The organism is Sphingopyxis chilensis, assembly GCF_035930445.1.
Taxonomy (GTDB): domain Bacteria; phylum Pseudomonadota; class Alphaproteobacteria; order Sphingomonadales; family Sphingomonadaceae; genus Sphingopyxis; species Sphingopyxis chilensis.
In genome coordinates this window covers 410139-434764 of the sequence record NZ_CP142394.1, presented here as the reverse complement: position 1 = coordinate 434764, position 24626 = coordinate 410139, and the positions used below count along the sequence as shown (strand labels likewise).

Genomic DNA, 24626 nt, shown 5'->3' with positions numbered 1-24626 from the left:
CCCTCGCGTCCGGAAGCGGGCCGGCCTTGCCGGACGGCCCGCGCGCCCGTCAGAACTTGTAGGTGATACCGGCCATGAAGTTGCGACCGTAATTCTGATAGTCGCGGATCTGGCGCGGATCATTGTTGTAATAGGTCACGAACGGCTCGTTCGTCAGGTTCGATGCCTGAAGCAGGATGCCCAGCCCTTCGAGCGTACCGCTCTGGAAGGTATAGCCGACCTGCGCGTCGACGACGAACTCGCTCTTCGCCATGAACATGTCGCGCGCGAGGCTGATCGTCGAAACCTCTGCGAGGAACTTCGAGCGATAGCGGCCCGAGGCGCGCACCTGGAACCCGGCCTTTTCGAAATAGGCGGTTCCGTTCACGACCCATTTCGACAGGCCCGGCATCGAAATCGTCGTATCGCCGCCCTCGCGCACGCGGCTCTTGGTGTAGGAGGCGCTGCCGAGCACCCCGAAGCCGTCAAGCGATTGTGTCAGGTTTGCGAAGGGCAGCGAGAAGGACGCCTCGGCGCCATAGACGCGGCCCGCATTGCCGTTCAGCCACTGGCGGCTAAGCCCGGCGCGCGTGCCCACCGTGCCGCCGTCGGGAACCTCGAAGTCCGAGAAGTCGAACGGATTGACCTGGCGATAGATGTAATTTTCGAGATATTTGTAGAATCCGCCGAGCGAGACATAGCCGCCCTGGCCGAAATATTTTTCGAGCCCGACATCGACCGTGTCGGCCATCAGCGGACGCAGCTTCGCATTGCCGAGGTCGAGCGACCAGGGCGACGCATTGACGTCGGTGTTGTTGCGCCTCGACGTGTCGAAATTAACGCCGCCGCCGGGCTTCAGCTGGTCCATGCGCGCGCGCGCCAGCATCCGCGCCGCGCCGAAGCGCAGGAAGGTGTTGTCGGCGAATTCGACCGACAGGTTCATGCTCGGCAGGATGTCGGTATAGGTGTCGCCGTCGGTGATCGGCGTCGACTGGGTTACGCCGCCGACGACCTGGGCGTAAAAGCTGGACCCCGTCTGGTCCGAATGGACGATCTGGACGCCGACATTGCCGCGGATCGGTGTGCTGCCCGCATCGGCGTCGAAATTCGCCTGGACGAAGCCGGTCAACACCTTTTCGCGGATCGTATAGTCGTTGAAGACGCGCGCCGGATCGAAGCCCGCGCCATCCGTCAGCGTATAATTGCCGTCGTTATAGAAACGCCAGCTGTCGAACGCGACCATGCCGGGGATGCCAATGAAATCGAGCGACACCGGGTCGTAAAGATAGTCAGCGGGCACCGCCGTGTTGGCCGGATAATTTTCGCTCGTCAGCACGAAGCCGCGATCGTCGAGGCTCTTTTCGCGATCCGAATAATTGGCGCCGACGCGCAGGCTGCTGATCACGCCGTCCAGTTCCTGGGTTGCCTGCAACCGCAACGATTTCAGCTCGTCCTTGATCTTCGGCGTGTTGACGAAGCCATCCTGGCAGTTGGCGACCGCGCCGCCGCAGCTGTTCCAGCCCTGCGGATCGGTGATCACGAAAAGATTGGGATCGGCATAGTCGAGCGACGGGTTGAACATGATCCCGCCGTTCGGCCGCAACTGGAAACCCAGCGCCGTTTCGCGCGCGCCGACGCCCGCGCCGCGGCCGGTGCCGAGGTAGATTTCGAGATTCTCTTCGGTCTTCTTGAGCCGTGAATAGCCAAGGTCGAGTTCGAGCGTCAGCCGCTCATTGGGTTTGAACTGAGTATTCCAGCCACCCGCGATGATCGTTGAATCGCGGTGGACGACGTCGTTGCGCATCACCGCCTCGGTGCCCGTCCAGACGCCTTCGGTCACCAGCCCGTCCTCGACGGTGAAGCCGGGCTGCAGCGTCGAATTGCCCCATGCCAGCGGGAATTCGATTCCGCGCAGCCGCTGCTCGTCCTTGAACTTCGACCAATATCCGTCGATCGTCATGTGGAGCCTGTCGCTCGGCTCCCATTCGACGACCGCCATCACGCCGTCGCGCTTCAATTCATTCGATTTCACATAGGGTTTGGCCCCGCCGATCAGGAAGGCGGTGTCCGTGCCGTTGGTGGCTGCGGGATAGCCCCAGGCGTTGAACCGCTCTTCGGCAGTCGGCGACTGCATCCGTGCATAGCCGATCGCCCAGCCGAGCGTGCCGTCGGCATTCTGGTCGATATAGGAGATGTTGGCGCGATAGCCCTTGTTCGAAATATCGGGGTTGAGCTTGCCAAGGTCGTTGACCTCGAACCGCGCACCCGCCGCGATCGCCCGCCGGCCATAGGCGAGCGGGCGCACCGTGCGCATGTCGATTGTGCCGCCGAGCGCCTGCCCGATCAGCGACGCGTCGGGGGTCTTGTAGACGACCGCGCCGTTCAACAGCTCCGACGGATATTGGTCGAGCTCGACGCCGCGGTTGTTGCTCGCCGAAACCTGTTCGCGGCCGTTGAGCAAGGTCGTGGTGAAATCAGGGGCAAGGCCGCGGATCGAGACGACATTGGCGCGGCCATCGAGGCGCTGCGTAGCAAGGCCCGGCAGGCGCGACAGCGATTCGGCGATCGACAGGTCGGGCAGCTTGCCGATGTCCTCGGCCGAAATCACTTCCACGATCGAGGTGTTCGCCTTCTTCGCCTGGACCGAATTGTTGATCGCGCCGCGGATGCCGGTGACGACAATGGCATCCTCGGTCGGCGCTTCATCGATGGGCGCGGTGTCCGTATCCTGCGCCATCGCGGCGCCGGACACGAAAACGGACAAGGCGAGGCCAAGCGCGATGGCGCTGGCACCCCGGCGAAGATTGGTCGGCATGGTCATTTGTGGCTCCCCTGGCACGGACGGGCGGTTTTGACCCATGCACCGGGAGGGGGACGCGGGGCGTCCGTCAGGCTCCTCTCCGATACGTGGGCTTTCCCATCTTGAGCCTCGCAATTGAAACCAATCACGCCGCGCCGCCATAGGGTATACGTATACGCATAATATGCAGGCGCACGGACTATCGCAGAAATGCAACGCCTTTGGCGCCGAAAACCGCGGGACAGGGCATCCCGCAAATTCTTGGCATCGACCGGACCAATCGCTAGTCTCCGACGACAGGCGGCCATCGGCACGGGCGCGGCGTCAGGGAGAGAGACATGGGGCGCCAGCCCTCGGCCAAGCCGACCAGTTTCGACATCGCCTATCTGGCGGGCGTCTCGCAGCCCACGGTGTCGCGCGCGCTGCGCGGCAGCAAGTCGGTCAGCGCCGCGACGCGCGCCAATATCGAACGCATCGCGCGCGAACTAAATTACACCGTCGACAAGAACGCCTCGAGCCTGCGTTCGCAGCGCACACACACGCTGGCGCTACTCTTTTTCGAGGATCCGACCCCTGACGAATCGATGATCAATCCTTTCTTCCTGTCGATGCTCGGGTCGATCACCCGCCAGTGCGCGCTCAAGGGCTATGACCTCCTCATCAGTTTCCAGCAAATGCACAACGACTGGCACGTCGCCTATCAAGACAGTCATCGGTCGGATGGCATCATCCTTTTGGGCTATGGCGATTATCAGCTCTATCGCACCAAGCTCGAACATCTGGTCGAGATGGACACCAAGTTCGTACGCTGGGGCTCGGTTTCCGACGACAGCATCGGGCTGACCGTCGGGTCGGACAATGTCGGCGCGGGCGAACAGGCAGGCGCGCATCTGGTCGAGATCGGGCGGCGGCACATCGCCTTCCTTGGCGACGCATCGGACCATGCCCCCGAATTTCAGGATCGCTACACCGGCCTCTGCCGCGCGATGCACGCCGCCGGGATCGCCCCCGACGCCGCGTTGCAACGGGACGCGGTATCGTCGGAAGCGTCGGGCTATGCCGCCTCCAAGTCACTACTTGCGAGCGGGCGGGCTTTCGACGCGATCTTCGCCGCCAGCGACTTGATCGCGATCGGGGCGATGCGCGCGCTCGCCGAAGCCGGGCTGCGCATGCCGCACGACGTCGCGATCATCGGCTTCGACGACATCCCCGCCGCCAGCCTGACCTCGCCGACGCTGACGACGGTGATGCAGGACATGAAGGGCGCGGGCGAACTGCTCGTCGACGCGCTGCTCCGCCGCATCGACGGCGCCAGCGCCGACCGCACGATGCTGCCCGCGAGACTGATCAAGCGACAGAGCACGGCGGTCTAGGGTCAGGGCCTATTATCCCCTTTCGTTATCCCGGCGACGATGACGGACAGGTCCCAAGTGGGCCAAGACAGGCTTCAGCCCGTTCGCCGCGCGAGCCAGACGCCAGCGATCATCAGCGCGATCCCGGCGACGCGTTTCAGGTCGATCGCCGAGCGCAACGCGCCGAACAGGCCGAAATGGTCGATCGTCGCGGCGCTGATCAGCTGGCCGACGAGCACGAAGAAGATCGCGTTGCCGACGCCGAATTTGGGCGCGATGAAGGTCACCGCGATCACATAGAATGCGACGAACAGCCCGCCGAAATAGAAATGGGCGGGAATGTCGGGCGTGAAGCGCATCTGCCCTACCGAGCCGGTCAGCAAGGCGCCCGTCGTCGCGATCAGGAAGGCGAGGCCAAAGAGGATCATCGACGCCGCCATCGGGCTGCCGAGCCGCGCGCCGAGCCCGCCGTTCAGCGCGGCGAGGATCGGGATGCCGACGCCTGTCAGGAACATGATCGTGGCGAAGGCGGGGGCGGCGTTGTTCGCGGTCATGGATTTTGCTCCTTAGATGCCTGCGTCGCGCGATAGTCGAGAACGGGCAGACCGCCGATTCCCCAATTTTCGAAATCGACCTCGTCGATGGTGACGACGGTAGTCGCAGGGTTCTTGCCGAGCACGCCCCGGAGCAATTCGGTGACGCCGGCGATCAGCTCCGCCTTTTGCTCAGGGGTCGCGCCTTCGCGGGTGATACGGATGTTGACGTATGGCATCATGCACCTCCTTCGGCCGGCCACCCGGGCATGGCGGGAAAATCGGGCAGCGCGGCGATCCGGCGCGTCCAGTCGCGGATCGCCGGCCACTGTCCAAGGTCGATCCCGCCGTCGGGCGCTAATGCGAGATAGGGGCTCGCCGCAAGGTCGGCGACGGTCAGCCGGTCGCCGACGAGCCAGTCGCGGCCTTCCAGATGGGCCTCGACCACCGGCAGGATGCGGTCGGCGACCGCTGTCGCGCGCTCGCGGTCGACCGACCAGCCGAACAGCCGTTCGGCGCGGAGCAGCGCGGGGCCATTGAAAATCTCGTTTGCCGCATGCGACAGCCAGATCATGATCGCGCCGCGCTCTTCGGGCGTACGCCCGTCCCAGTCGCCGGGCCGGTGCCGCGCGGCGAGATAGGCAAGGATCGCCTGGCTGTCGCGCAATATGAAGTCGCCTTCGACATAAACGGGGATCTGCGCCATCGGGTTGAGCGCAAGGAAGGCGTCGGTCTTGCGCGCGGCGGCGTCGGTCGCCCGCTCATCCCAGCCGAGCCCGAGGATGGCGAGCGCCATCCGCACCTTGTGGGCGTTGCCCGACATTTCAGATGCATAAAGGCGGATCATCGTCAGTCTCCTTTTTCGGCCGCGCGCAGGGCGGCGATCTCGGCGCGCAGCTGGTTGAGTTCGGCCGCCATCGGACGGACCGCGGCGGAAATTTCCGCCTCGGTGAAGCGCGGGGTGATATGCTGCGAGCAATTCCATTCCCACCCGATCACATCGATGAAGAAGGCGCGTTCGGGGGTCGCGCGATACCCCTCGGGCATCAACGCCGTGACCGCGGCCGGGTCATCGGCGAGTTCGATGATTGTCGCATGTCCGACGAGCTTCAGCCGGTCGCGGTTCGGATAGTCCATCAGGAAGAGCGAGACGCGGTCGTTGCCCGTCAGGTTCGCGGTGCTGATATATTGTTTGTTGCCGCGATAATCGGCGAAACCGATGCGATTGCCCGCGATATGGCGGAGGAAGCCCGCGGGGCCGCCGCGATGCTGCATATAGGGCCAGCCGTCGGCGGTGACGCTCGCCATGTAGAAGCTGTCGCGAAGCGCGATATAACCCAGCTCCTTGGCGGTCAGCGCGTCGGGGGTGCCGTCGGCGCCCGCGTCCATCTTCACATAGGCGGCGCGAGAGCCGTGGCGCTCCTGCAGCGCCTTCACCGCGTCGTTGAAAAGCGTGTGCCGGTAATTTTGCGCCATCGTCCGCTCCTTTCGGGCCGAAAACTATGGCATTGCGCAATGGGTTTTAATCAGCAAAGATCGAACAAATTAATTCCGGTAAGTGGAATAATCTTGGACCGGCTCACTACCCTCGAAATGTTTGTCGCGGTCGCGAGCGAGGGCGGCTTTGCCGCCGCGGCGCGCAAGCTTGGCAGCTCCCCGCCCGCAGTAACGCGCGGTATCGCAGCGCTCGAGGCGCGGCTCGGGACGCGGCTGTTCTACCGCTCGACCCGCGCGGTCGCGCTGACCGATCCGGGCGCGGCCTTTCTGGAGCAGGCGCGGCGCATTCTCGCCGAGCTGGCGGACGCCGAGCGCGAGTTGCGCGGTGCCGAAGCCGAACCGCGCGGGCACCTCCACCTGACCGCTCCGGTGATGTTCGGGCGGTTGCATGTGCTGCCGGTGGTCGGCGCGCTGATGGCGCAGCACCGCGATCTTGGGGTGCGGATGATGCTGATCGACCGCAATGTGCGGATCGTCGAGGAGGGGATCGACGTCGCGGTGCGGATCGGGCCACTCGCCGATTCGACGCTGAAGGCAAAGCGGATCGGCTGGGTGCGCCAGATGCTCGTCGCCAGCCCCGCCTATCTGGCGCGCCGCGGGGCGCCGGCGACAATCGAGCAATTGGCGGGCCATGAGCTGATCGGAACGATGGGGCCGCGCTGGACGACCGAATGGCAGTTCGCATCGCGGCGATGGCGGCTCGACGCGCCGCCGCGGCTCGTCGTCAACAGTGTCGACGGGACGCTCGCGGCGGCCGAGGCAGGGCTCGGGATCGCGAACCTCCTCTCCTACCAGCTCGCCGAGGCGGTGGATGCGGGGCGGCTGATTTCGTTGCTGGCGGACGAAGCGCCGCCGCCGCTGCCGGTCCACCTGTTGTTCGAGCCGTCGCGCGCGGGCTTGCCGTCGGTGAGATCGTTCGTCGCGGCGATGGAAACGCGGATGCGGATGGCGGGGCTGGATTGAAGGGGAAAGACGGCTGGCGGTGGCGGCCGGACGGTCCCCGGCTACCGACCAGGAGGATGGCCGCTTCCGGCCCAAACCAGCCGCTCTACGTATTCGTATACCTATGCTCGACATGCTTGCCCTCCCCCGCCCACGCTGCAACAGCTTTGCAGGCGAGAGCCGCCGAGCGGCCCGATGGGGAGAGACGCGATGGACAAGCCGCGGCAGGGTTTCGCCGGCCTGTGGAATATCAGCTTCGGCTTTTTCGGTATCCAGATCGGCTTCGCGCTGCAGAATGCGAATATGAGCCGCATCTTCCAGTCGCTGGGCGAAGATATCGAGAAACTCCCCGGCCTGTGGATCGCCGCGCCGCTGACCGGGCTGCTGGTCCAGCCGGTCATCGGCCATATGAGCGACCGGACCTGGCTCGGTCGGCTCGGGCGCCGTCGTCCTTATTTTCTCGCCGGCGCGATCCTTGCCGCGATCGCGCTGTTTGTCATGCCCGAAAGCCCGGCGATCTGGTTCGCGGCGATGATGCTGTGGATCCTCGACGCCTCGCTCAACGTCTCGATGGAGCCCTTTCGCGCCTTCGTCGGAGACATGCTGGGCAAGGACCAGCATAGCGTGGGTTACGCCGTGCAGACGGCCTTCATCGGTGCCGGCGCGGTCGTCGGCTCGCTCTTTCCCAGCCTGATGGAAGCGTTGGGCGTCGCCAATGTCGCGCCGCCGGGGCAAATCCCCGACACGGTGCGCTATGCCTTCTGGTTCGGGGGGCTCGCGCTGTTCCTCGCGGTGCTGTGGACCGTCGTCTCGACGGGCGAATACAGCCCCGAGGAGATGGCGGCCTTCGAACCGCCGGTCGCCGTCAACGCGCCCGTCGTCCCCACGCTCGCTTCGCGCAGCTATGCCGCCAGCATCGGCTGGGTCATTGCGGGGATCGCCGTCGCTTTCGTGCAGGTCCGGTTCGCGCTGCTGCGCGAAGTGTTGCTGCTCGGCGCGCTGCTTGCAGGATATGGCCTCGCGAGCGCGCTGGCGATCATGCTGGCGCGCCGCGGAAACGACCGCAACATGCTATCGAGCATTGTCGGCGATTTTGCCGGCATGCCGACGCTGATGAAACGGCTCGCGCTCGTGCAATTCTTCAGCTGGTCGGCGCTGTTCATCATGTGGATCAACACCACGCCGATCGTCGCGCAATATCATTATGGCGCGACCGACGCCGCGAGCGCCGCCTATCAGGATGCGAGCAACTGGGTCGGCGAGCTGTTCGCCATCTATAACGGCGTCGCCGCCATCGCCGCGCTGACATTGCTTCCCTGGCTTTCGCGCCGCTTCGGGCAGGCGCGAACGCATATGATCGGGCTCGCCTGCGGCGCGGTCGGCTATGCGAGCTTCTTTCTGCTGCGCGACCCGGCGCAACTGATCGCGAGCGAGGTCTTCATCGGCATCTTCTGGGCGTCGGTGCTCGCCATGCCCTATGCGATCCTCGCGTCGAGCCTGCCGCAGGCGAAGCTCGGCATCTATATGGGCCTCTTCAACATGTTCGTCGTGCTGCCCCAATTGCTCGTCGCGACGGTGATGGGTTCGATCATGCAGGCCCTGTTTCCGGGCGAACCCATTTACACGATGGCATTCGCCGCGGTGACATTGCTGCTTGCGCTGCTTGCGATGACGCGCGTCACCGGTGCCCGGGATCAACCGGCGGGCGCGCTGTCATAGGCGAGGCGAAAGCCGACATTGCTGGTCCCCAATCCCGGATCACGACCCTGTCGCGAGGCGGGACGATAGCGCTGGCAATAATTGGGAGCACACAGATAGCTGCCGCCCTTCACCGTGCGCGACGGCATACCGGGGTTGAGCGGATCATAGGCGTTGTTTTCGCCAGGCCCCTTGGGATTGTCCGTGTCGGCGGGATCATGCCCCGGCCGGAAGAAATCGGATGTAACCTCCCAGACATTGCCGACCATATCGTAAAGCCCGTTGGCGTTGGGTTGATAGCAGCCGACCGGCGCGACGCCTTTGAACCCGTCGCTTTCGGCATTGTAGTTGGGAAAGGCGCCCTGCCAGCTGTTTGCTTCGGCGGGCTGGACATTCCTCGACCGTTTGCCCGCGCTCGCCGCATATTCCCATTCGGCCTCGGTCGGAATGCGCCCGCCCGCCCATTTGGCGTAGGCGACCATATCGTCCCAAGCGAGATGGACGACAGGCTCGTTCGGCACCTGGTCGGGGCCCGTCGGACCATAAGGTTTTTTCCAGTTCGCGCCGGGCACATATTTCCACCAGTCGGCGTAATTGTTCGACGGGAAATCGGGCGGCGTGAACACCGCCGAGCCTGCTTTCAGCATATCGGGCGGAATCTGGTCGGCGGGCACCTGGAACTGCTTGGGATCGACAGGCTTTTCGGCGACGGTGACATAGCCGGTAGCTGCCACGAATTCGGCAAACTGGCGATTGGTGACCTCGTGCGGGTCGATCCAGAAACCCGATACGCTGGTTTCGCGGACCGGGCCTTCCTCGGCATAGACATCGTCCTCGCCCATTTCGAAAGTCCCGCCCGCGAGCTTCACCGGCGTGTCGGCGATCGCGGGGCATTTGCGCGGGGTCGCGGCGACCATTTTGTCCGTGCCCGCGTCGCCATCGCCGCACGCCGACACGAGTCCGATCAGCGCGGCGGCGCCCAGGACCGGAAACAGCGTCGAACGGGTCATCCTTTTCTCCCCTCGCGCCGCGCACGCGGCTGTCGGGCCGGGGCTGGACGCCATCGGCGCGCGCGTCAAGGGCCGGTGGCCCGGTCTCACGGCCCGGCGTCGAACTCCGCGACCAGATCGAAGCGATCACCGCGAAACAATTGCCGGACGTGGGTGACGACGCGCCCCGCGCGCCAGGTCGTGCGATCGAGTTCGAGGCAGGCGGTGCCGGCATTCACCCCCAACAGGCCCGCCTCCTTTCGCGTCGGCGTCACCGCGCGGATGACATGGCGTGCCTGCGTCCACGGGATATGGCCCAGCAGCCACGTTCCCGGCGCCTCTTTCGTGAAATCGGCTTCGACCGCCTCGGGGACCTCATCAAGCGCGATCGAACGGCCTTCGATCGCGAACGGCTCGCCGCCTGCCATATGCACGCCTTCGATCCGCAGCACCCGGCCCGGGCATGGCGCCTCACCCGCATCTTCGGCTTCGCTCGAGGACAATATCCAACGATAGGCCTCACCGCGCGCGGCGATCAGTTCGGCAAGATCGGGAACCGCCATCACCGCCGAATGAACGGGAGGATGCGCGACGAAAGTGCCCGCCTTGCGCCGCCGCTCGACAAGGCCCGACGCGGCGAGCTCGCCGAGCGCCTTGCTCACCGTCGCGCGCGCGCAAGCGTAGCGCACGGCGAGTTCCTGTTCGGTCGGCACGCGATCGCCGGGGCGCCATTCGCCCGAGCGGATCGCGCCGGCGATCTCCTCGCGGATGCGCCGCGCCGGGTTCATGCGAGCAGCCGCGCGATGCAGGTGCGATAGGCAGCAGCAATCGCCTCGGCATCGACATGACGCCCATTCTCCACCCGCTTCACGCCCGCGCGCCAAACGCTGTCGATCGCGCCCGTGCGCGCCGCAAAAATCCAGCGATCGAGCAGCGTCGCATCGTCAGCGCCCGCGAAGGACGGGTGATCGAGGTCGAGCGTGACGATATCGGCGGCATGACCGACAGCCAGCCCGGCCGGAACACCAAGCGCCTGCGCGCCACCGTCGAGCGCGCGCGCAAACAGGTTGGCGCCGACGAACGGCGCCTCTTCGCTCGCCAGCAACGCGCGGGCGCGCTGCGCAAGGCGCTGCGAATATTCGAGTGCGCGCAGTTCCTGTGCCGCATCGACCAGGATGTTGCTGTCGGTCCCAACCCCAAAGCGTCCGCCCGCGGCGAGATAATCGACCGCCGGGAAGATACCATCGCCCAGATTGCCTTCCGTGATCGGACACAGTCCGGCGACCGCGCCGCTCGCGGCGAGGCGCTGGACTTCGCTCTCCTCAAGGTGCGTCGAATGGATCAGGCACCAGCGCTCGTCGACCCCGGCGTTATCGAGCAGCCATTCGACCGGCCGCGCGCCGCTCCAGTCGACGCAGTCCGCGACCTCCTTCACCTGTTCGGCGGCGTGGATATGCACCGGGCCCGCCGGCGACATTTTGATGAGCGCCGCAAGCTCCTCAGGCGTTACCGCGCGCAGCGAGTGCGGCGCAATGCCCATATTGGCGTCGCCCGCCAGCTTGGACCGGGAGGCGTCGAGCAACGCGGCGAAGCTGTCGATATTGCTGAGAAAGCGACGCTGCCCAGGGCTCGGCGAGGCCGCGCCGAAATTGCCGTGCGCATAAAAGACGGGCAGCAGCGTCAGCCCGATTCCGGTTGTCGCGCTCGCCCGCGCCACGGCGCCAGCCATTTCGGCGGGATCGGCATAAGCAGCGCCCACCGGATCACGGTGCAGGTAATGAAATTCGCCGACACGCGTAAAACCCGTCTCGAGCATCTCGGCATAGGCCTGCGCGGTAATCGCCGCTACATCGTCGGGCGTCAGCCGGTCGAGGAAGCGGTACATGATCTCGCGCCAGCTCCAGAAATTATCGTCGGGCCGGCTGCGGCGCTCGGACAGCCCCGCCATGCCGCGCTGGAAGCCGTGGCTGTGGACATTGCAGAGGCCCGGCAGGCCGGCGCGGTGGCGCTCATCCCCGGCTTCTTGCGCAACGCCGATTTCTACCGCGGCGATCCGGCCGTCGGCGATGCGCAGCCGCACGCCCCTTTCCCAGCGATTGCCGATCCACGCGCGTTCGAACCAGAGCGAAGCCATCATCTGTCCTCATATTATGTCTAGACATAATGGCGCATCGGCGCGAGACTGTCCAGATGGAGCAACGCTGGACGAACGCCCGAATCGCGACGATGGCCGATGACGAGCTCGGCTTGATTGACGACGGCGTGATCGCCGCGAAGGACGGCCGGATCGTCTATGCGGGGCCGGCGGGCGGCGCGCCGACGAGCGAAGCCCATATCCATGACTGCCAGGGTCGGCTGATCACACCCGGCCTGATCGACTGCCACACGCACCTGGTCCACGGCGGCAACCGCGCGAACGAATGGGCGATGCGGCTCGAGGGTGCGACTTATGAGGAGATTGCCCGCGCCGGCGGCGGCATCGTCTCGACGATGCGCGCGACGCGTGAGGCGAGCGAAGACGACCTCGTCGAAAGCGCCCTGCCCCGCCTAGATGCGCTGATCGCCGAGGGCGTCACGACAATCGAAATCAAGTCGGGTTATGGCCTTTCGACCGCCGATGAATTGAAGATGCTGCGCGCGGCGCGCGCCTTGGGCCGGCGCCGGGCGATCCGCATCGAGCCGACCTTCCTCGGCGCGCACGCGCTGCCCCCAGAATATAAAGGCGACAGCGACGCCTATATCGACCTCGTGGTGGGCGAGATGATGCCGGCCGCCGCATCGCTCGCCACCGCGGTCGATGCGTTCTGCGAAGGCATCGGCTTTTCGCCGGCGCAATGCGAGCGGGTGATCGAAGCGGCAAAGGCGCACGGCCTTGCGGTCAAGCTCCACGCCGAACAATTGTCGGCGCTCCACGGCAGCGCGCTCGCCGCAAAGTTCGGCGCGCTGTCGGCCGATCATCTCGAACATGCCACCGACGACGATATTGGCGCCATGGCGGTAGCCGGTACGGTCGCGGTGCTGCTGCCCGGTGCCTATTATTTCATGCGCGAGACCCAATTGCCGCCGATCGCAGCGATGCGCCGCCACGGCGTGCGGATCGCGCTGGCGACCGACAACAATCCCGGCACCTCGCCGACGACCTCGCTGCTGCTGATGCTCAACATGGGCGCGACCTTGTTCGGGCTGACGGTGGTCGAGGCGTTGCGCGGGGTGACGGTCAACGCCGCCGCCGCGCTCGGGCTCGCTGCTGAAATCGGAACGCTCGAAGCGGGAAAGGCCTGCGACCTGGCGATCTGGGACGTCACCGCCCCCGCCGAGCTGGTTTACCGTATCGGCTTCAACCCACTGCACCAACGTATCAAGGACGGACAATGATCATCACCCCCGGCGCGATGACGCTCGCCGACTGGCGTGCCATCTATGAAGGCGCGAGCGCGGCGCTCAATGCCGAGGCGTGGGATGCGATCGATGCGAGCGCCGCCGCGGTGGCACGCATCGTTGCCAAGGGCGATCCGGTCTATGGCATCAACACCGGCTTTGGAAAGCTGGCGAGCGTGCGCATCGCGAGCGACGATCTGGCGACGCTCCAGCGCAACATCGTGCTCAGCCATGCTGCGGGCACCGGTGCTTCCTCCCCTACCCCTGTCGTTCGGCTGATGATGGCATTGAAGCTCGCGAGCTTTGGCGTCGGCGCATCGGGGGTGCGGCGCGAAACGGTGGCGATGCTTGAGGCGATGCTGGCGAAGGGGCTGACCCCCGTTGTGCCGTCGCAGGGCTCGGTCGGTGCGAGCGGCGATCTTGCGCCGCTGTCGCACATGGCCACGGCGATGATCGGCGTCGGCGAGATCGAGGTCGCGGGCGAACGCGTCGCTGCGGCCGACGCGCTGGCGAAGGCCGGCCTCGCGCCGCTCGACCTTGGCCCAAAGGAAGGCCTCGCGCTCCTCAACGGCACGCAATTTTCGACCGCCAACGCGCTCGCGGGGCTGTTCCGCGCCGAAACCATCTTCCACTCGGCGCTGATCACCGGCGCGCTGTCGACCGAGGCCGCCAAGGGCTCCGACGCGCCGTTCGACGCGCGCATCCACGCATTGCGCGGCCATGCCGGCCAGCGCGAGGTCGGCGATGCACTGCGCACCCTGATGGCGGGATCGGCGATCCGCGCCTCGCACGCCATCGACGATCCGCGCGTGCAAGACCCCTATTGCCTCCGCTGCCAGCCGCAGGTGATGGGAGCCGTGCTCGACCTGTTACGTCAAGCGGCAACGACGCTGCGCATCGAGGCGAACGGCGTCTCCGACAACCCGCTGATCTTCGCCGGCGCTGGTCCGTTTGGGGACGAAGCGCTGTCGGGCGGCAATTTCCACGCCGAGCCCGTCGCCTTCGCCGCCGACATGATCGCGATGGCGCTGTGCGAGATCGGCTCGATCGCCGAACGCCGCATCGCGATGCTCGTCGACCCAGCGCTGTCGGGCCTGCCCGCCTTCCTCACCCCGCGTCCCGGCCTCAATTCGGGCTTCATGATCCCGCAGGTCACCGCCGCGGCGCTCGTCAGCGAGAACAAGCAGCGCGCCTATCCCGCGAGCGTCGACTCGATACCGACTTCGGCGAACCAGGAGGACCATGTTTCGATGGCCGCGCACGGTGCGCGCCGCCTGCTCGACATGGCCGACAACACCAGTGCGGTGATCGGCATCGAACTGCTCGCGGCGTGCCAGGGGATCGACTTCCACGCCCCGCTCAAATCGAGTGACGCGATCGAAGCCGCACACCAGCATCTCCGCGCCGAAGTCCCGACGCTCGAAGACGACCGCCATTTCCACCCCGACATGGAGGCCGCGACCGCGCTGGTCCGATCGGGCAGCCTCGTCGCCGCGGTGCCCGCCAGCCTGCCGGGCCTCGGCTGATGGACTGGCTGCGCGTCCATCGCGGCGACGCGCCGCTTGTCATCGCCTTCCCGCATGGCGGAACCGATCTCGCGGGGCTCGACGAGGAGTTCGTGTCACCCTGGCATGCGCAGATCGACACCGACTGGTGGATCGCCGAGCTTTACGCCTTTGCCGCCGATCTGGGCGCGACACTGGTCGCGACCGATATTTCGCGCAGCGTGATCGACATGAACCGCGATCCCTCGGGTGCGTCGCTCTACCCCGGGCAGGCGACGACCGAGCTGTGCCCGACAACGACCTTCGACGGCAAACCGCTCTATCGCTTCGACCAGCCCGACGAAGCGGCGATCACCCAGCGGCTCAACCTCTATCATCGCCCCTATCATGAAGTCCTGACAGCGGAACTCGACCGCCTGAAAGCCGCGCACGGCAAGGTCGTCCTCTACGACGCGCACTCGATCCGCAGCCACGTCCCGCGCCTGTTCGAAGGCGAACTGCCCCAATTCAACATCGGCACCAACGGTGGCGCCACCTCAGCTCCCGAGCTCGAGACCATCGTCGCCAACATCTGTGCGGCGAGCGGTCGCAGCCATGTCGTCAACGGCCGCTTCAAGGGCGGCTGGACGACGCGCCACTACGGCCGCCCCGATGATGGCATCCACGCGATCCAGATGGAACTCGCGCAGCGCGGTTACATGGCCGAGCCCGAACCGATCACCCACGCCAACTGGCCCTCCCCCCTCGACCCCAACCCCGCGATCCGGCCCGTGCTGGAGCAAGTGATCGCCGCGACCCTCGATTTTGCGAAAGGACGAACATGACCCGCCCCCTTAATCCGAGGTTGGACAACAGCCGCGTGATCCGCCCGGCGACTGGCCCCGACATCACGGCAAAGAGCTGGCTCACCGAAGCGCCGATGCGGATGCTGATGAACAACCTCCATCCCGACGTCGCCGAGGCGCCGCACGAACTCGTCGTCTATGGCGGCATCGGCCGCGCCGCGCGCGACTGGGAAAGCTATGACCGGATCGTCGAGACGCTGAAGCGGCTCGATGGCGACGAGACTTTGCTCATCCAGTCGGGTAAGCCGGTGGGCGTGTTCCGCACCCATAGCGACGCGCCGCGCGTGCTGCTCGCCAATTCGAACCTCGTCCCCGAATGGGCGAACTGGGATCATTTCCACGAGCTCGATAAAAAGGGCCTGATGATGTACGGTCAGATGACCGCGGGCAGCTGGATCTATATCGGCAGCCAGGGCATCGTTCAGGGCACTTACGAAACCTTCGTCGAGATGGGACGCCAGCATTATGGCGGCGACCTGTCTGGCCGCTGGTTGCTCACGGCGGGGCTCGGCGGCATGGGCGGCGCGCAGCCGCTCGCGGCGGTGATGGCGGGCGCGTCGTGCCTCGCGATCGAATGCCAGCCGAGCCGCATCGAGATGCGCCTGCGCACCGGCTATCTCGACAAGCAGGCGGCGAGCATCGACGAAGCGTTGGCAATGATCGAGGAAGCCCACGCCGAGGGCAAGCCCGTGTCGGTCGGTCTGCTTGGCAACGCCGCCGAAATCCTGCCCGAGATGGTCCGCCGCGGCATGCGCCCCGACCTGCTCACCGACCAGACCTCGGCGCACGATCCGGTCAACGGATACCTCCCCGCCGGCTGGACGCTCGACGAGTGGTTCACGAAGCGCGAGAGCGATCCTGCAGCCGTCGCAAAGGCCGCGAAGGCGTCGATGGCGGTGCATGTAAGGGCCATGCTCGACTTTCAGGCTGCGGGGGTCCCGACGACCGACTATGGCAACAATATCCGCCAGATGGCGAAGGACGAGGGTGTCGAAAATGCCTTCGACTTCCCTGGCTTCGTTCCCGCCTATGTCCGCCCGCTCTTCTGCCGCGGCATCGGCCCCTTCCGTTGGGTAGCACTCTCGGGCGATCCCGAGGATATCTACAAGACCGACGCCAAGGTGAAGGAGCTTCTCCCCGACAACGCGCATCTGCACAACTGGCTCGACATGGCGCGCGACAAAATCCGGTTCCAGGGGCTGCCCGCACGCATCTGCTGGGTCGGACTCGGCGACCGCCACCGGCTGGGGCTCGCCTTCAACGAGATGGTGGCGTCGGGCGAATTGAAAGCTCCCGTCGTGATCGGCCGCGACCATCTCGATTCAGGCTCGGTGGCCAGCCCCAACCGCGAGACCGAGGCGATGCGCGACGGCAGCGATGCCGTCTCCGACTGGCCGCTGCTCAATGCGCTGCTCAACACGGCGTCGGGCGCGACCTGGGTATCGCTCCATCATGGCGGCGGCGTCGGCATGGGCTATTCGCAGCATAGCGGTATGGTGATCGTCGCCGACGGTACGCCCGAAGCGGCGAAGCGGCTCGAGCGTGTGCTGTGGAACGACCCCGGCACCGGCGTGATGCGCCATGCCGACGCGGGCTATGACGTCGCGATCGACTGCGCGCGCGAAAAGGGCCTCGACTTGCCGAGCATCTGACGCTTGTTTCAGTTGCGCCGAAACAGCTTCGTATTCTAAGGCTCTCCCCATCCTTCTGGGGAGAGCCGAACGCCGATGTCCGAAGTCCAGCCGCAGAGCTACCCCGAAATCCGTGAGGCGGTGCGCCGCCTCTGCGCCGATTTTCCCGGCGGATATTGGCAAAGGCTCGACCGCGACCGCATCTATCCGACCGAGTTTGTGCGCAGGCTGACCGAAGCGGGCTTCCTCTCGGTCCTGATCCCCGAAGACTATGGCGGCTCGGGCCTCGGCCTTGGCGCGGCTACTGCGGTGCTCGAGGAAATCCACCGGTCGGGGGGCAACGGCGGCGCCTGCCATGCGCAAATGTACACGATGGGCACGCTGCTCAAGCACGGGTCGGAAGCGCAGAAGCAGGCCTATCTGCCCGCGATCGCCAGCGGCGAACTCCGCCTCCAGGCCTTTGGCGTGACCGAGCCGACCGCGGGCACCGACACCACGCGCATCCGCACCTTCGCCAAAAGGGTCGGCGACAAATATATCGTCAACGGCCAGAAAATCTGGATCAGCCGCGCCGAACATTCGGACCTGATGATCCTCCTCTGCCGCACCACGTCGCGTGACGAATGCGCCAAGCCGTCCGACGGAATGAGCGTCCTCCTCGTCGATATGCGCGACGCGCTGGGCAAGGGCCTGACCATCCGCCCCGTGCGCACGATGCTCAACCATGCGACGACCGAGCTGTTCTTCGACGACCTTGAGGTTCCCGCCGCCAACCTGATCGGCGAGGAGGGCAAGGGCTTTCGCTACATCCTGTCGGGCATGAACGCCGAACGCATCCTGATTGCGTCCGAATGTATCGGCGACGGACGCTTCTTTGTCGATCGTGCCACGGCCTATGCCAGCGACCGTTCGGTCTTCGGCCGCGCGATCGGCGAGAATCAGGGTGTCCAGTTCCCCATCGCCCGCGCCTGGGTGCAGATCGCCGCCGCTGCCGAGATGGTCGACAAGGCGGCACGCCTTTTCGACGCCGGCGCGGACTGCGGGACCAACGCGAATATGGCGAAGCTGCTGGCGTCGGAAGCGAGCTGGTACGCCGCAGACATGTGCATCCAGACGCACGGCGGCTTCGGCTTTGCCGAGGAATATGACGTTGAGCGCAAGTTTCGCGAGACGCGGCTGTATCAGGTCGCGCCGATCAGCACGAACCTGATCCTGAGCCATGTCGCGACCCACGCGCTCGGCCTGCCCAAGAGTTTCTGATGGACGATTATTCCGCCTGGGTCGGACGCAGCGAAACGCGCGAGGACATCGCGGCCGCGGCACCGCTCGCGGGCCTCGCCGCGTTGCTCGATCATGATGTGCCGCCATGGGCGTCCGGCACCGTCCCGCCGCTCGGCCACTGGCTCTATTTCCTTCCCACCGCGCGCCAGTCGGAGATTGGCGAGGACGGCCACCCGCGCCGCGACGCCCAGAGCCTGCTCCCGCCCATCCCCCTTCCCCGCCGCATGTGGGCGGGCAGCCGCGTCGACTTTCTGGCGCCCGTTCCGGTCGGCGCCGCGCTGACACGCGTCACCACGATCGACGCGATCAAGCCCAAACGCGGCGCGAGCGGCGACCTGCTGTTCGTGACGCTGCGCCACGACATTACCGCCGACGGCGTTGCAGCGATCCGCGAGGAGCAGGATATCGTCTTTCGCGAACCTGCACCCGCCTCGCCTGTCCCGGCGGCCCCGCCCGCGCGGCCGGCCGAGACGGAACCCGCCGACGCGGTCCGCAGCGTCCTGCCCGATCCGGTGCTGCTGTTCCGCTATTCGGCGCTCACCTTCAACGCGCACCGCATCCATTACGACCGCGATTATGCGGAGGGCGTCGAGGGCTATGCCGGGCTCGTTGTCCACGGCCCGCTGATCGCGACGCTGCTGATCGATCATGCGCTGCGCGCCGGCTTTGCCCCCCGCGCCTTCCGCTTTCGCGCCGAAGCGCCGCTTATCGACGGTGCGCCCTTTGACCTCTGCCTGACTCGCGACGGCGGCGGTGCGCGATTGTGGGCGCGCGATGTCGCCGGGCGCATAACAATGCGCGCGGACCTCGCCTGAAAACAGCGGATTCGGCGCGGAATCGACCGCACGCAATTCCTCCTACTGTTATCATCTGGGTAATTCTCCACCCCCGACATTGCCAATTCGCAAAGCGGCAAATGCCGCGGCGGAGCATCATCGCCTTGTTCGCACCGATGCGGACGGAGTCGGGGAGGATCCGCATCAGCCATGCCATCCGGCATCGCGAGCCGTCCCCATTTTTGAGAGGAAGAAGTCATGATCAAGAAAGTCATGCTTGCGGTCTCGACGCTGGCCCTTGCAGCAACCGCAGCGCCCGCGCTGGCGCAACAGAACCAGGACAACGACAACACCACGACCGGTGCGTCGGGTAACAACAGCGATACGGTCGTTGTGAACGACCTGATCGACCTGTTCGTCCAGGACAATGCCGCCGATACCTTCTCGGACGACGACCAGGACAACGACGGCAACGGTTCGTTCAACGGCAACAGCCTCGTTGTCGCGACGCAGACGCTCAGCGCGAACAACACCAACCAGAACCTCGACGAAGTCGTCGATCTGGACGGTGAAGACGGCACCGAAACGGCTGTCGGCTACAACAGCGGCAACAACTCGGTGCGCGGCAATGCCTTTGCGGCTTATGCGGGCATCCTGAACGCCGCCTGGAACACGGGCATCAACGCCAACACCCAGGCCGCGACCAACATCGCGGCGAGCGGCACTGTCAGCTTCGGCGACAGCGCCCCGGCCGGCGGCGGCGGCGGCGGCGGCGACTGATCAGTCCCCCCGGATGGCCGGCCCGGCACCACTGGCGGGCCGGCCATTTCTTCCCGTATCGCTTTCTAGGAGCGCGTCATGAGACCCCCGATCGTCCCGGTTTTGCTGATTATGGCAGGCTTGTCCGTGCCGGTATCGGCCCAACTTCCCCCGCCCGACGTGGCGATGCCCGTCGTGGCAGAATTCGTCGCTGCCGAGGGCGTCGCGACGCCCGCGATCCCGGCGCGCGCCGAACGCAAATCGCCGATGCTGAACGACAACGAACTCGACACGCAACGCGGCGGCCAATCGCTCGTGATCACCAACCAGACGATGGAATCGCTCGTCGCGGGCAATGTGCTCAACGGCGATTACACCGCGGGGTCGGTCGCGCTCAGCGATTTCGCCCTGTCCAATTTCAATGGCGTCGGCAATCTGCTGATCAACACCGGCGCCCAGGTCAGCGCCCAAAGCGGTATGAACCTGACCATCAACCTCGGCGATTGAATCGCCGTGCTGCCCATGCGAGCCTTGATCGCGGGCGTATTGTGCGCTCTCGCTGTGGTACCTGCCGCCGCCGAGGTCCGGCTGACCGGACCCGAGACGGGCGGCAATTATCAGCTCCAAGTCATGACCTGGTGGGACATTCCGTTTCGATCGGTCGTCCGCCAGCGCTATGATTTCAGTTGCGGCTCGGCCGCACTCGCAACCCTCCTCACCTATCACTATGGCGCGCCGACTTCGGAAACGATGCCTTTCCGCGCGATGTGGGAAAAGGGGGACCGCGAAGCGATCCGCAAGGTCGGCTTCTCTATGCTCGACATGAAGACCTATCTCGCCTCGCGCGGCTTTCGCGCCGAAGGGTTCCGCCTGACCGTCGAGCAATTGAAGCAGGTGAAGCGCCCGACCATCGTCCTGATGGACATCAAGGGATTCAAGCATTTCGTCGTGATCAAGGGCGTTCGCGGCGACCGGGTGCTCACCGGCGATTCGGTGCTCGGCCTCAACGAATATTCGCTCGAGGATTTCGAGAGGCACTGGAACGGCATCGCTCTTGCCATTGTCGAGGGCGGCCAGAAACGCCCCGCGTTCAATCTCGCAGGCGACTGGGGCCCCTGGTCGCAAGCGCCGCTCGAAAAGGACGGCTCGCTTCACGTCTCGGCCGGCGACCTCACCACCCATCTTCCCCCTCAGTATCAGCTGACACCGCAAATCCTGCTCGATGTTCGCGTCGGCACCGTGAAATGAGAAAAACCATGTCCCCACGCATCCTCCTGCTCGCGTTCGCGCCCGTGCTCCTCGCGGCAAGCGAACCCGACGATGCCGACCCGCTCACTGTCGCGCAGACCGTCCCGGACGAAGTGCTCGCGGTGCAGCGCGGCGGCTTCGCCTTTCAGGGCATGGTGATTGCCTTCGGCGCCGACATCCGTAGTTTTGTAAACGACGAGCTCGCGCTGCGCACGATCGTCAGTTGGACGCCCGAAGGACAGACGATCGAACGCTTCGTCTCACCCTCGCTGACCGCTGTCGATGCGGCGCAGGTCCAGGGCGGCATTTTGACCAGCGGCGGCATCTCGATGCGCGTCGGCGACGAAACGGTGTTTCTCGCGAACAACGGCCAGACAGCGTTGATCCAGAGCACCGATGCGATCCAGAACGTGCTGATCAACACCGCCAGCAATGTTTCGCTGAACCAGCAGGTCGACGCGGTGCTCGACATCAGCGGCTATGAAGGCTTCCGCGACACGCTCGCGATGACACGGATGAGCGACGCGATCGGCGCCGTGATGGGTGCCCAGACCGTCGGCGCGCTCGGTAACTGACGACCCCCCGCCCCCGTTTCGACAGGGACGGTTCACCTGGCCCCGCCATTTTTGGCGGGGCTTCTTTCTGTGCGTCTCGAAAGGGTAGGCTTATTTGCCGCCGAACGGCATGCGCAGCGTGATCGACACATCGGGCGCATCCTCGGTCACGCCGATTTCGAAGCCGAGGTTGAGCACATCGCGTTGCGTGAGCCGGTACGACATGCCGAAATTGAGCGATCCGACATGAATATAGTTGGATTTCTGCCGCGTATCGCCGATTTCGGTCTTCGTCGGGAAGATATAATTGTGGCGATAGCCGAGCGAGAAGGAAAAGCGCGGGTTGAGCGCGAAGCCGAAGCCGATGTTGGCCGATATCGCGTCGCCCGGATCGACGCGCCCGATCAACACGTCGCCGACCAATTCGTTGACGTCGCGCGGGATGTGATAGAGATAGGCCGCGCCGCCATAGATCACCGCGGGATCCGACGGCATCAGGAAGTTGAGCCCCGGCTGAACCGCCCAGAATCCCGACCCGGTGGCGAGGCCCGTCGCGACGCCGAATTCATCATAGCCGATCTCGAACGGGCCCTTGCCCGTGTCCGATTTGACGCGCAGCGTCCCCACGAAAATCGGCTTTTGTCCGACCGGCCGGTTGAACTGGTAACGCAGCGAAAATTCGGCATCGCCGATGCCGTCTTCGCGCAGTTTGATCTGGCGGACGATGCCTTCGTCGCGCTGCTGGACCACCTCGATCCGGTCGTTCCGATACAGATAGGGCAGCCGCACTTCGGCCTCGAGCCGGTCGGTAATCCCGTAACGCAGCGAAGCGGTGCCGACGAGCGTGTCGCGATCGGCGTCGGTCGCCTCGATCAGCCCGATCTGAATCCCGGGGATCAGCTCGATGCCGCGGAACACGAGGCGGTTGGTCGACGAGCGCGTATATTCGAACGAGGGTTCGAAGAAGAGCTCGCCCGCGCGCGTCAGCACCCCTTGTCCTTCGGGGACTGCCGCGACACGCTGTTCGGGCGGCTCGCCCGGCGGCGGCGCCTCGCCGACCGGCGCATCGGGCAGCGCAACCGAGTCGCTGCCGGGACCAGGAAGCGCGGGGCCGGGTCCGACGCCCTGCCCCATGCCCGTGCCACGGAAGATGTCGAGCGGCGCTTCGGCGAGCGCGAAGGATGAAAGCCGGTCGACCTGCGCCTGCTGCGTCACGATCTGTTGTTGCAGCTTCGCGATCTGCTGTCCCTGCTCGGCGATCATGGCGCTCTGCCGGTCGATCAGCGCGCGTTGTTCGGCCATGATCCGGCGCTGCGCATCGACCTCGCTCTCGGCGCTCGCCGCCGGCTCGCCGGCGGCGGCCCCCGCGGACGCCAAAGCGGCGGCGCGCCAGGTCGGAGCGGTATCGAGGAACGGCAGCGTCTCGCACAGGCATTCAAGTGCCGACGTTTCGTGCGCATGCGCCTGCGCGGGCGTGAAGACGGCCGAAAAGCCGACGGCTGCCACGCCCAGATGACGCAGCGCGGGCGGGGCCGACACGATGCTCATGCCCCCAACTCCTGTCCGGCGAAGGGTCGCCGCATGCGCATCGCGCCCATCCTGTCGATCGCCACCCCCGCCTCATCTCCGGCGATAGCGCGCAGTCCGTCCAGATCGAGCAGCCGGCACGATTGCGGACCGTCCAGTTCGATCAGGCCCTGGCGGACAAAACCCGATATCGTCCGGCTCACCGTATGAATCGTCAGTCCCAGATGGTCGGCGATGTCGCCGCGCGTCATCGGCAGGGGAACGCTGCCGAGCGTCGACAGACGCTTCGCCGCGATCAACAGAAACGCCGCGACGCGTTCGGCGGCATTGCGGCGGCCGAGCAGGAATATGCATTGGTTGGCGCTGTCGAGCGCGCGTTCGAGGGCGCGATTCTGTCCCTGGGCGTCCGGCTCGCCGTTCATCGCGGGGCGGCGGGCCAGGATCGTGTTCGTCACCGCCTCGGCCGCAGCATCGCGCGAACCATATTCGACGCCGAAAACATCGCCCTGATAGAAAAAGCCGGTAAGCTGGCGGTGCCCGTCGACATGGAAATGACAGGTCCGGACGGTGCCGGAGATGACTTCGAACCAGCAATCCCCCGGATCGCCCTGCGAAAAGATGATTTCGCCTTTACGAAATTTCAGGATGGTATCCTGCGGAATGCCCCCGCGCTGAACTTCTGCCGATAGACCTTGCACGCCACGTCTCCAATCTCAAATTGGTATTTGCGGCGACCCCGTTTGCGAGTCTCATCTGCCTTTGCGCGTGATGAATCTATCCGGGTAAAGACCTAGGAATTCGTGTGTAGGAATGGCGTAGGTAAATCACTTACGTATAATTCCTTAGCATTTTCTAGGAATATACAATTTGATTTCAGTGCCATAGCGATATTGGCATTATCCGTGCCGCCAGATACTTAATTAGCTTACGTTAATTGCTAAACAGCGCGCAAAGGGATATGCTGCCCGCTAGAGCAGGTGGGTGGCGGCTTTGCCGCGCAAAAGATGCTCGTCGGTCGCAAAGAGTCCACGCCTTGGGTGTCAGGGGATTGCACCGTGCATCAAAATGCTTTGAACGTCGAACCGCATTTGACCTTTCGTGAACATCAAATACTGGAGCTGGTGGCCGTCGGCTGCTCGGCCAAGCAGATCGCGCTCGAGATCAATATCGCACCGCGCACCGTCGAACGGCATATCGAAAATGTGCGACTGAAACTGAACGCGCGCAACCGCGCGCACCTGATTACGCAGGCCATGCACCTCGGCCTGCTCGTCATCGAAACGCCGCCGCCCGATGAACCGACACTCTTCGAACTCAAATGATCGAAGCGTC

24 protein-coding genes are annotated in these 24626 nt (G+C 65.2%); 14 read left to right on the top strand and 10 right to left on the bottom strand.

The annotated features are described in order from the left end of the window. Positions 1-49: 49 nt before the first annotated feature. Positions 50-2800, bottom strand: coding sequence for a TonB-dependent receptor (locus VSX79_RS02045; protein ID WP_326914276.1), 2751 nt, complete (start codon positions 2798-2800; stop codon positions 50-52). Positions 2801-3117: 317 nt separating this feature from the next. On the opposite strand from VSX79_RS02045, the gene VSX79_RS02040 reads away from it, so the two are divergent. Continuing rightward, positions 3118-4152, top strand: coding sequence for a LacI family DNA-binding transcriptional regulator (locus VSX79_RS02040; RefSeq protein WP_326914275.1), 1035 nt, complete (start codon positions 3118-3120; stop codon positions 4150-4152). 74 nt (positions 4153-4226) lie between these two features. Here VSX79_RS02040 and VSX79_RS02035 read toward each other — a convergent pair whose 3' ends face one another. The 4 genes from VSX79_RS02035 to VSX79_RS02020 are packed head-to-tail and all read right to left on the bottom strand — an operon-like array spanning position 4227 to position 6140. After that, positions 4227-4685, bottom strand: coding sequence for a DMT family transporter (locus VSX79_RS02035; protein WP_326914274.1), 459 nt, complete (start codon positions 4683-4685; stop codon positions 4227-4229). After that, positions 4682-4903, bottom strand: coding sequence for a tautomerase family protein (locus tag VSX79_RS02030; RefSeq protein WP_179499780.1), 222 nt, complete (start codon positions 4901-4903; stop codon positions 4682-4684). The genes VSX79_RS02035 and VSX79_RS02030 overlap by 4 nt, the downstream gene beginning before the upstream one ends. Beyond that, a complete protein-coding gene (locus VSX79_RS02025) occupies positions 4903-5511 on the bottom strand; it encodes a glutathione S-transferase family protein (protein WP_326914273.1) in 609 nt (202 codons plus the stop codon). The genes VSX79_RS02030 and VSX79_RS02025 overlap by 1 nt, the downstream gene beginning before the upstream one ends. 2 nt (positions 5512-5513) lie before the next feature. Next, positions 5514-6140 carry a pyridoxamine 5'-phosphate oxidase family protein gene (locus tag VSX79_RS02020; protein WP_179499730.1) on the bottom strand — a complete coding sequence of 209 codons (627 nt, stop codon included), beginning with the start codon at positions 6138-6140 and terminating at the stop codon, positions 5514-5516. Between the two features lie 93 nt (positions 6141-6233). On the opposite strand from VSX79_RS02020, the gene VSX79_RS02015 reads away from it, so the two are divergent. Further along, on the top strand, positions 6234-7124 hold the full coding sequence (locus VSX79_RS02015) for a LysR family transcriptional regulator (protein WP_179499729.1): 891 nt from the start codon (positions 6234-6236) through the stop codon (positions 7122-7124). A gap of 189 nt (positions 7125-7313) precedes the next feature. After that, entirely contained in the window at positions 7314-8822 is a 1509-nt protein-coding gene (locus VSX79_RS02010; protein ID WP_326914272.1) for an MFS transporter, read from the top strand. On the opposite strand, the gene VSX79_RS02005 is transcribed toward VSX79_RS02010, so the two are convergent. The 3 genes from VSX79_RS02005 to VSX79_RS01995 all read right to left on the bottom strand — a co-directional run bounded on the left by VSX79_RS02005 (position 8798) and on the right by VSX79_RS01995 (position 11924). Beyond that, positions 8798-9811, bottom strand: coding sequence for a formylglycine-generating enzyme family protein (locus VSX79_RS02005; protein WP_326914271.1), 1014 nt, complete (start codon positions 9809-9811; stop codon positions 8798-8800). The two genes, VSX79_RS02010 and VSX79_RS02005, sit on opposite strands and share 25 nt — an antisense overlap. Positions 9812-9897: 86 nt before the next feature. Next, a complete protein-coding gene (locus VSX79_RS02000; RefSeq protein WP_326914270.1) occupies positions 9898-10578 on the bottom strand; it encodes a UTRA domain-containing protein in 681 nt (226 codons plus the stop codon). After that, positions 10575-11924: a formimidoylglutamate deiminase gene (locus tag VSX79_RS01995; protein ID WP_326915208.1), complete on the bottom strand. Its 1350-nt coding sequence runs from the start codon at positions 11922-11924 to the stop codon at positions 10575-10577. Before VSX79_RS01995 ends, VSX79_RS02000 begins: the two co-directional genes overlap by 4 nt. Positions 11925-11953: 29 nt before the next feature. On the opposite strand from VSX79_RS01995, the gene hutI reads away from it, so the two are divergent. The 10 genes from hutI to VSX79_RS01945 all read left to right on the top strand — a co-directional run bounded on the left by hutI (position 11954) and on the right by VSX79_RS01945 (position 21788). Further along, positions 11954-13165: an imidazolonepropionase gene (gene hutI, locus VSX79_RS01990; protein ID WP_326914269.1), complete on the top strand. Its 1212-nt coding sequence runs from the start codon at positions 11954-11956 to the stop codon at positions 13163-13165. Continuing rightward, complete coding sequence (gene hutH, locus VSX79_RS01985) at positions 13162-14694, top strand: histidine ammonia-lyase (protein WP_326914268.1); 1533 nt, start codon at positions 13162-13164, stop codon at positions 14692-14694. Before hutI ends, hutH begins: the two co-directional genes overlap by 4 nt. Then, positions 14694-15497, top strand: coding sequence for an N-formylglutamate deformylase (gene hutG, locus VSX79_RS01980; protein WP_179499724.1), 804 nt, complete (start codon positions 14694-14696; stop codon positions 15495-15497). The genes hutH and hutG overlap by 1 nt, the downstream gene beginning before the upstream one ends. Further along, entirely contained in the window at positions 15494-17170 is a 1677-nt protein-coding gene (hutU, locus tag VSX79_RS01975; protein WP_326914267.1) for a urocanate hydratase, read from the top strand. Before hutG ends, hutU begins: the two co-directional genes overlap by 4 nt. 75 nt (positions 17171-17245) lie before the next feature. Beyond that, positions 17246-18409 carry an acyl-CoA dehydrogenase family protein gene (locus tag VSX79_RS01970; RefSeq protein WP_326914266.1) on the top strand — a complete coding sequence of 388 codons (1164 nt, stop codon included), beginning with the start codon at positions 17246-17248 and terminating at the stop codon, positions 18407-18409. Then, complete coding sequence (locus VSX79_RS01965; protein WP_326914265.1) at positions 18409-19245, top strand: FAS1-like dehydratase domain-containing protein; 837 nt, start codon at positions 18409-18411, stop codon at positions 19243-19245. The genes VSX79_RS01970 and VSX79_RS01965 overlap by 1 nt, the downstream gene beginning before the upstream one ends. Positions 19246-19464: 219 nt before the next feature. Continuing rightward, positions 19465-19986: a hypothetical protein gene (locus tag VSX79_RS01960; RefSeq protein ID WP_326914264.1), complete on the top strand. Its 522-nt coding sequence runs from the start codon at positions 19465-19467 to the stop codon at positions 19984-19986. Between the two features lie 78 nt (positions 19987-20064). Then, the gene (locus VSX79_RS01955) at positions 20065-20472 is read left to right on the top strand and encodes a hypothetical protein (RefSeq protein WP_179499719.1); all 408 of its coding nucleotides are present in this window, start codon (positions 20065-20067) and stop codon (positions 20470-20472) included. A gap of 39 nt (positions 20473-20511) precedes the next feature. Next, on the top strand, positions 20512-21213 hold the full coding sequence (locus VSX79_RS01950; RefSeq protein ID WP_326914263.1) for a C39 family peptidase: 702 nt from the start codon (positions 20512-20514) through the stop codon (positions 21211-21213). An 8-nt stretch (positions 21214-21221) separates the two neighbouring features. Beyond that, entirely contained in the window at positions 21222-21788 is a 567-nt protein-coding gene (locus tag VSX79_RS01945) for a hypothetical protein (RefSeq protein ID WP_326914262.1), read from the top strand. A 90-nt stretch (positions 21789-21878) separates the two neighbouring features. On the opposite strand, the gene VSX79_RS01940 is transcribed toward VSX79_RS01945, so the two are convergent. Together VSX79_RS01940 and VSX79_RS01935 are read right to left on the bottom strand one after the other, a co-directional pair. After that, positions 21879-23315: a porin family protein gene (locus VSX79_RS01940; RefSeq protein WP_326914261.1), complete on the bottom strand. Its 1437-nt coding sequence runs from the start codon at positions 23313-23315 to the stop codon at positions 21879-21881. After that, positions 23312-23992: a helix-turn-helix domain-containing protein gene (locus tag VSX79_RS01935; protein ID WP_179499715.1), complete on the bottom strand. Its 681-nt coding sequence runs from the start codon at positions 23990-23992 to the stop codon at positions 23312-23314. Before VSX79_RS01935 ends, VSX79_RS01940 begins: the two co-directional genes overlap by 4 nt. Before the next feature lie 279 nt (positions 23993-24271). Between VSX79_RS01935 and VSX79_RS01930 the strand changes: the two genes are divergently transcribed. Next, positions 24272-24616 (top strand): response regulator transcription factor, encoded by a 345-nt coding sequence (locus VSX79_RS01930; protein ID WP_326914260.1) that lies wholly within the window; start codon positions 24272-24274, stop codon positions 24614-24616. The last annotated feature ends 10 nt before the right edge of the window (positions 24617-24626 follow it).

Bases quoted from the DNA above. Each gene is read 5' to 3' on its own strand.
- hutU (WP_326914267.1), top strand. From the start codon at position 15,494: ATGACCCGCCCCCTTAATCCGAGGTTGGACAACAGCCGCGTGATCCGC.
- hutI (WP_326914269.1), top strand. From the start codon at position 11,954: ATGGCGCATCGGCGCGAGACTGTCCAGATGGAGCAACGCTGGACGAAC.
- hutG (WP_179499724.1), top strand. From the start codon at position 14,694: ATGGACTGGCTGCGCGTCCATCGCGGCGACGCGCCGCTTGTCATCGCC.
- VSX79_RS02045 (WP_326914276.1), bottom strand. From the start codon at position 2,800: ATGACCATGCCGACCAATCTTCGCCGGGGTGCCAGCGCCATCGCGCTT.
- VSX79_RS02025 (WP_326914273.1), bottom strand. From the start codon at position 5,511: ATGATCCGCCTTTATGCATCTGAAATGTCGGGCAACGCCCACAAGGTG.
- VSX79_RS01955 (WP_179499719.1), top strand. From the start codon at position 20,065: ATGAGACCCCCGATCGTCCCGGTTTTGCTGATTATGGCAGGCTTGTCC.
- VSX79_RS01940 (WP_326914261.1), bottom strand. From the start codon at position 23,315: ATGAGCATCGTGTCGGCCCCGCCCGCGCTGCGTCATCTGGGCGTGGCA.
- VSX79_RS02000 (WP_326914270.1), bottom strand. From the start codon at position 10,578: ATGAACCCGGCGCGGCGCATCCGCGAGGAGATCGCCGGCGCGATCCGC.
- VSX79_RS02010 (WP_326914272.1), top strand. From the start codon at position 7,314: ATGGACAAGCCGCGGCAGGGTTTCGCCGGCCTGTGGAATATCAGCTTC.
- VSX79_RS01960 (WP_326914264.1), top strand. From the start codon at position 19,465: ATGATCAAGAAAGTCATGCTTGCGGTCTCGACGCTGGCCCTTGCAGCA.
- VSX79_RS01970 (WP_326914266.1), top strand. From the start codon at position 17,246: ATGTCCGAAGTCCAGCCGCAGAGCTACCCCGAAATCCGTGAGGCGGTG.
- VSX79_RS01945 (WP_326914262.1), top strand. From the start codon at position 21,222: ATGTCCCCACGCATCCTCCTGCTCGCGTTCGCGCCCGTGCTCCTCGCG.
- VSX79_RS02040 (WP_326914275.1), top strand. From the start codon at position 3,118: ATGGGGCGCCAGCCCTCGGCCAAGCCGACCAGTTTCGACATCGCCTAT.
- VSX79_RS01995 (WP_326915208.1), bottom strand. From the start codon at position 11,924: ATGGCTTCGCTCTGGTTCGAACGCGCGTGGATCGGCAATCGCTGGGAA.
- VSX79_RS02030 (WP_179499780.1), bottom strand. From the start codon at position 4,903: ATGCCATACGTCAACATCCGTATCACCCGCGAAGGCGCGACCCCTGAG.
- VSX79_RS01965 (WP_326914265.1), top strand. From the start codon at position 18,409: ATGGACGATTATTCCGCCTGGGTCGGACGCAGCGAAACGCGCGAGGAC.
- VSX79_RS02005 (WP_326914271.1), bottom strand. From the start codon at position 9,811: ATGACCCGTTCGACGCTGTTTCCGGTCCTGGGCGCCGCCGCGCTGATC.
- hutH (WP_326914268.1), top strand. From the start codon at position 13,162: ATGATCATCACCCCCGGCGCGATGACGCTCGCCGACTGGCGTGCCATC.
- VSX79_RS02035 (WP_326914274.1), bottom strand. From the start codon at position 4,685: ATGACCGCGAACAACGCCGCCCCCGCCTTCGCCACGATCATGTTCCTG.
- VSX79_RS02020 (WP_179499730.1), bottom strand. From the start codon at position 6,140: ATGGCGCAAAATTACCGGCACACGCTTTTCAACGACGCGGTGAAGGCG.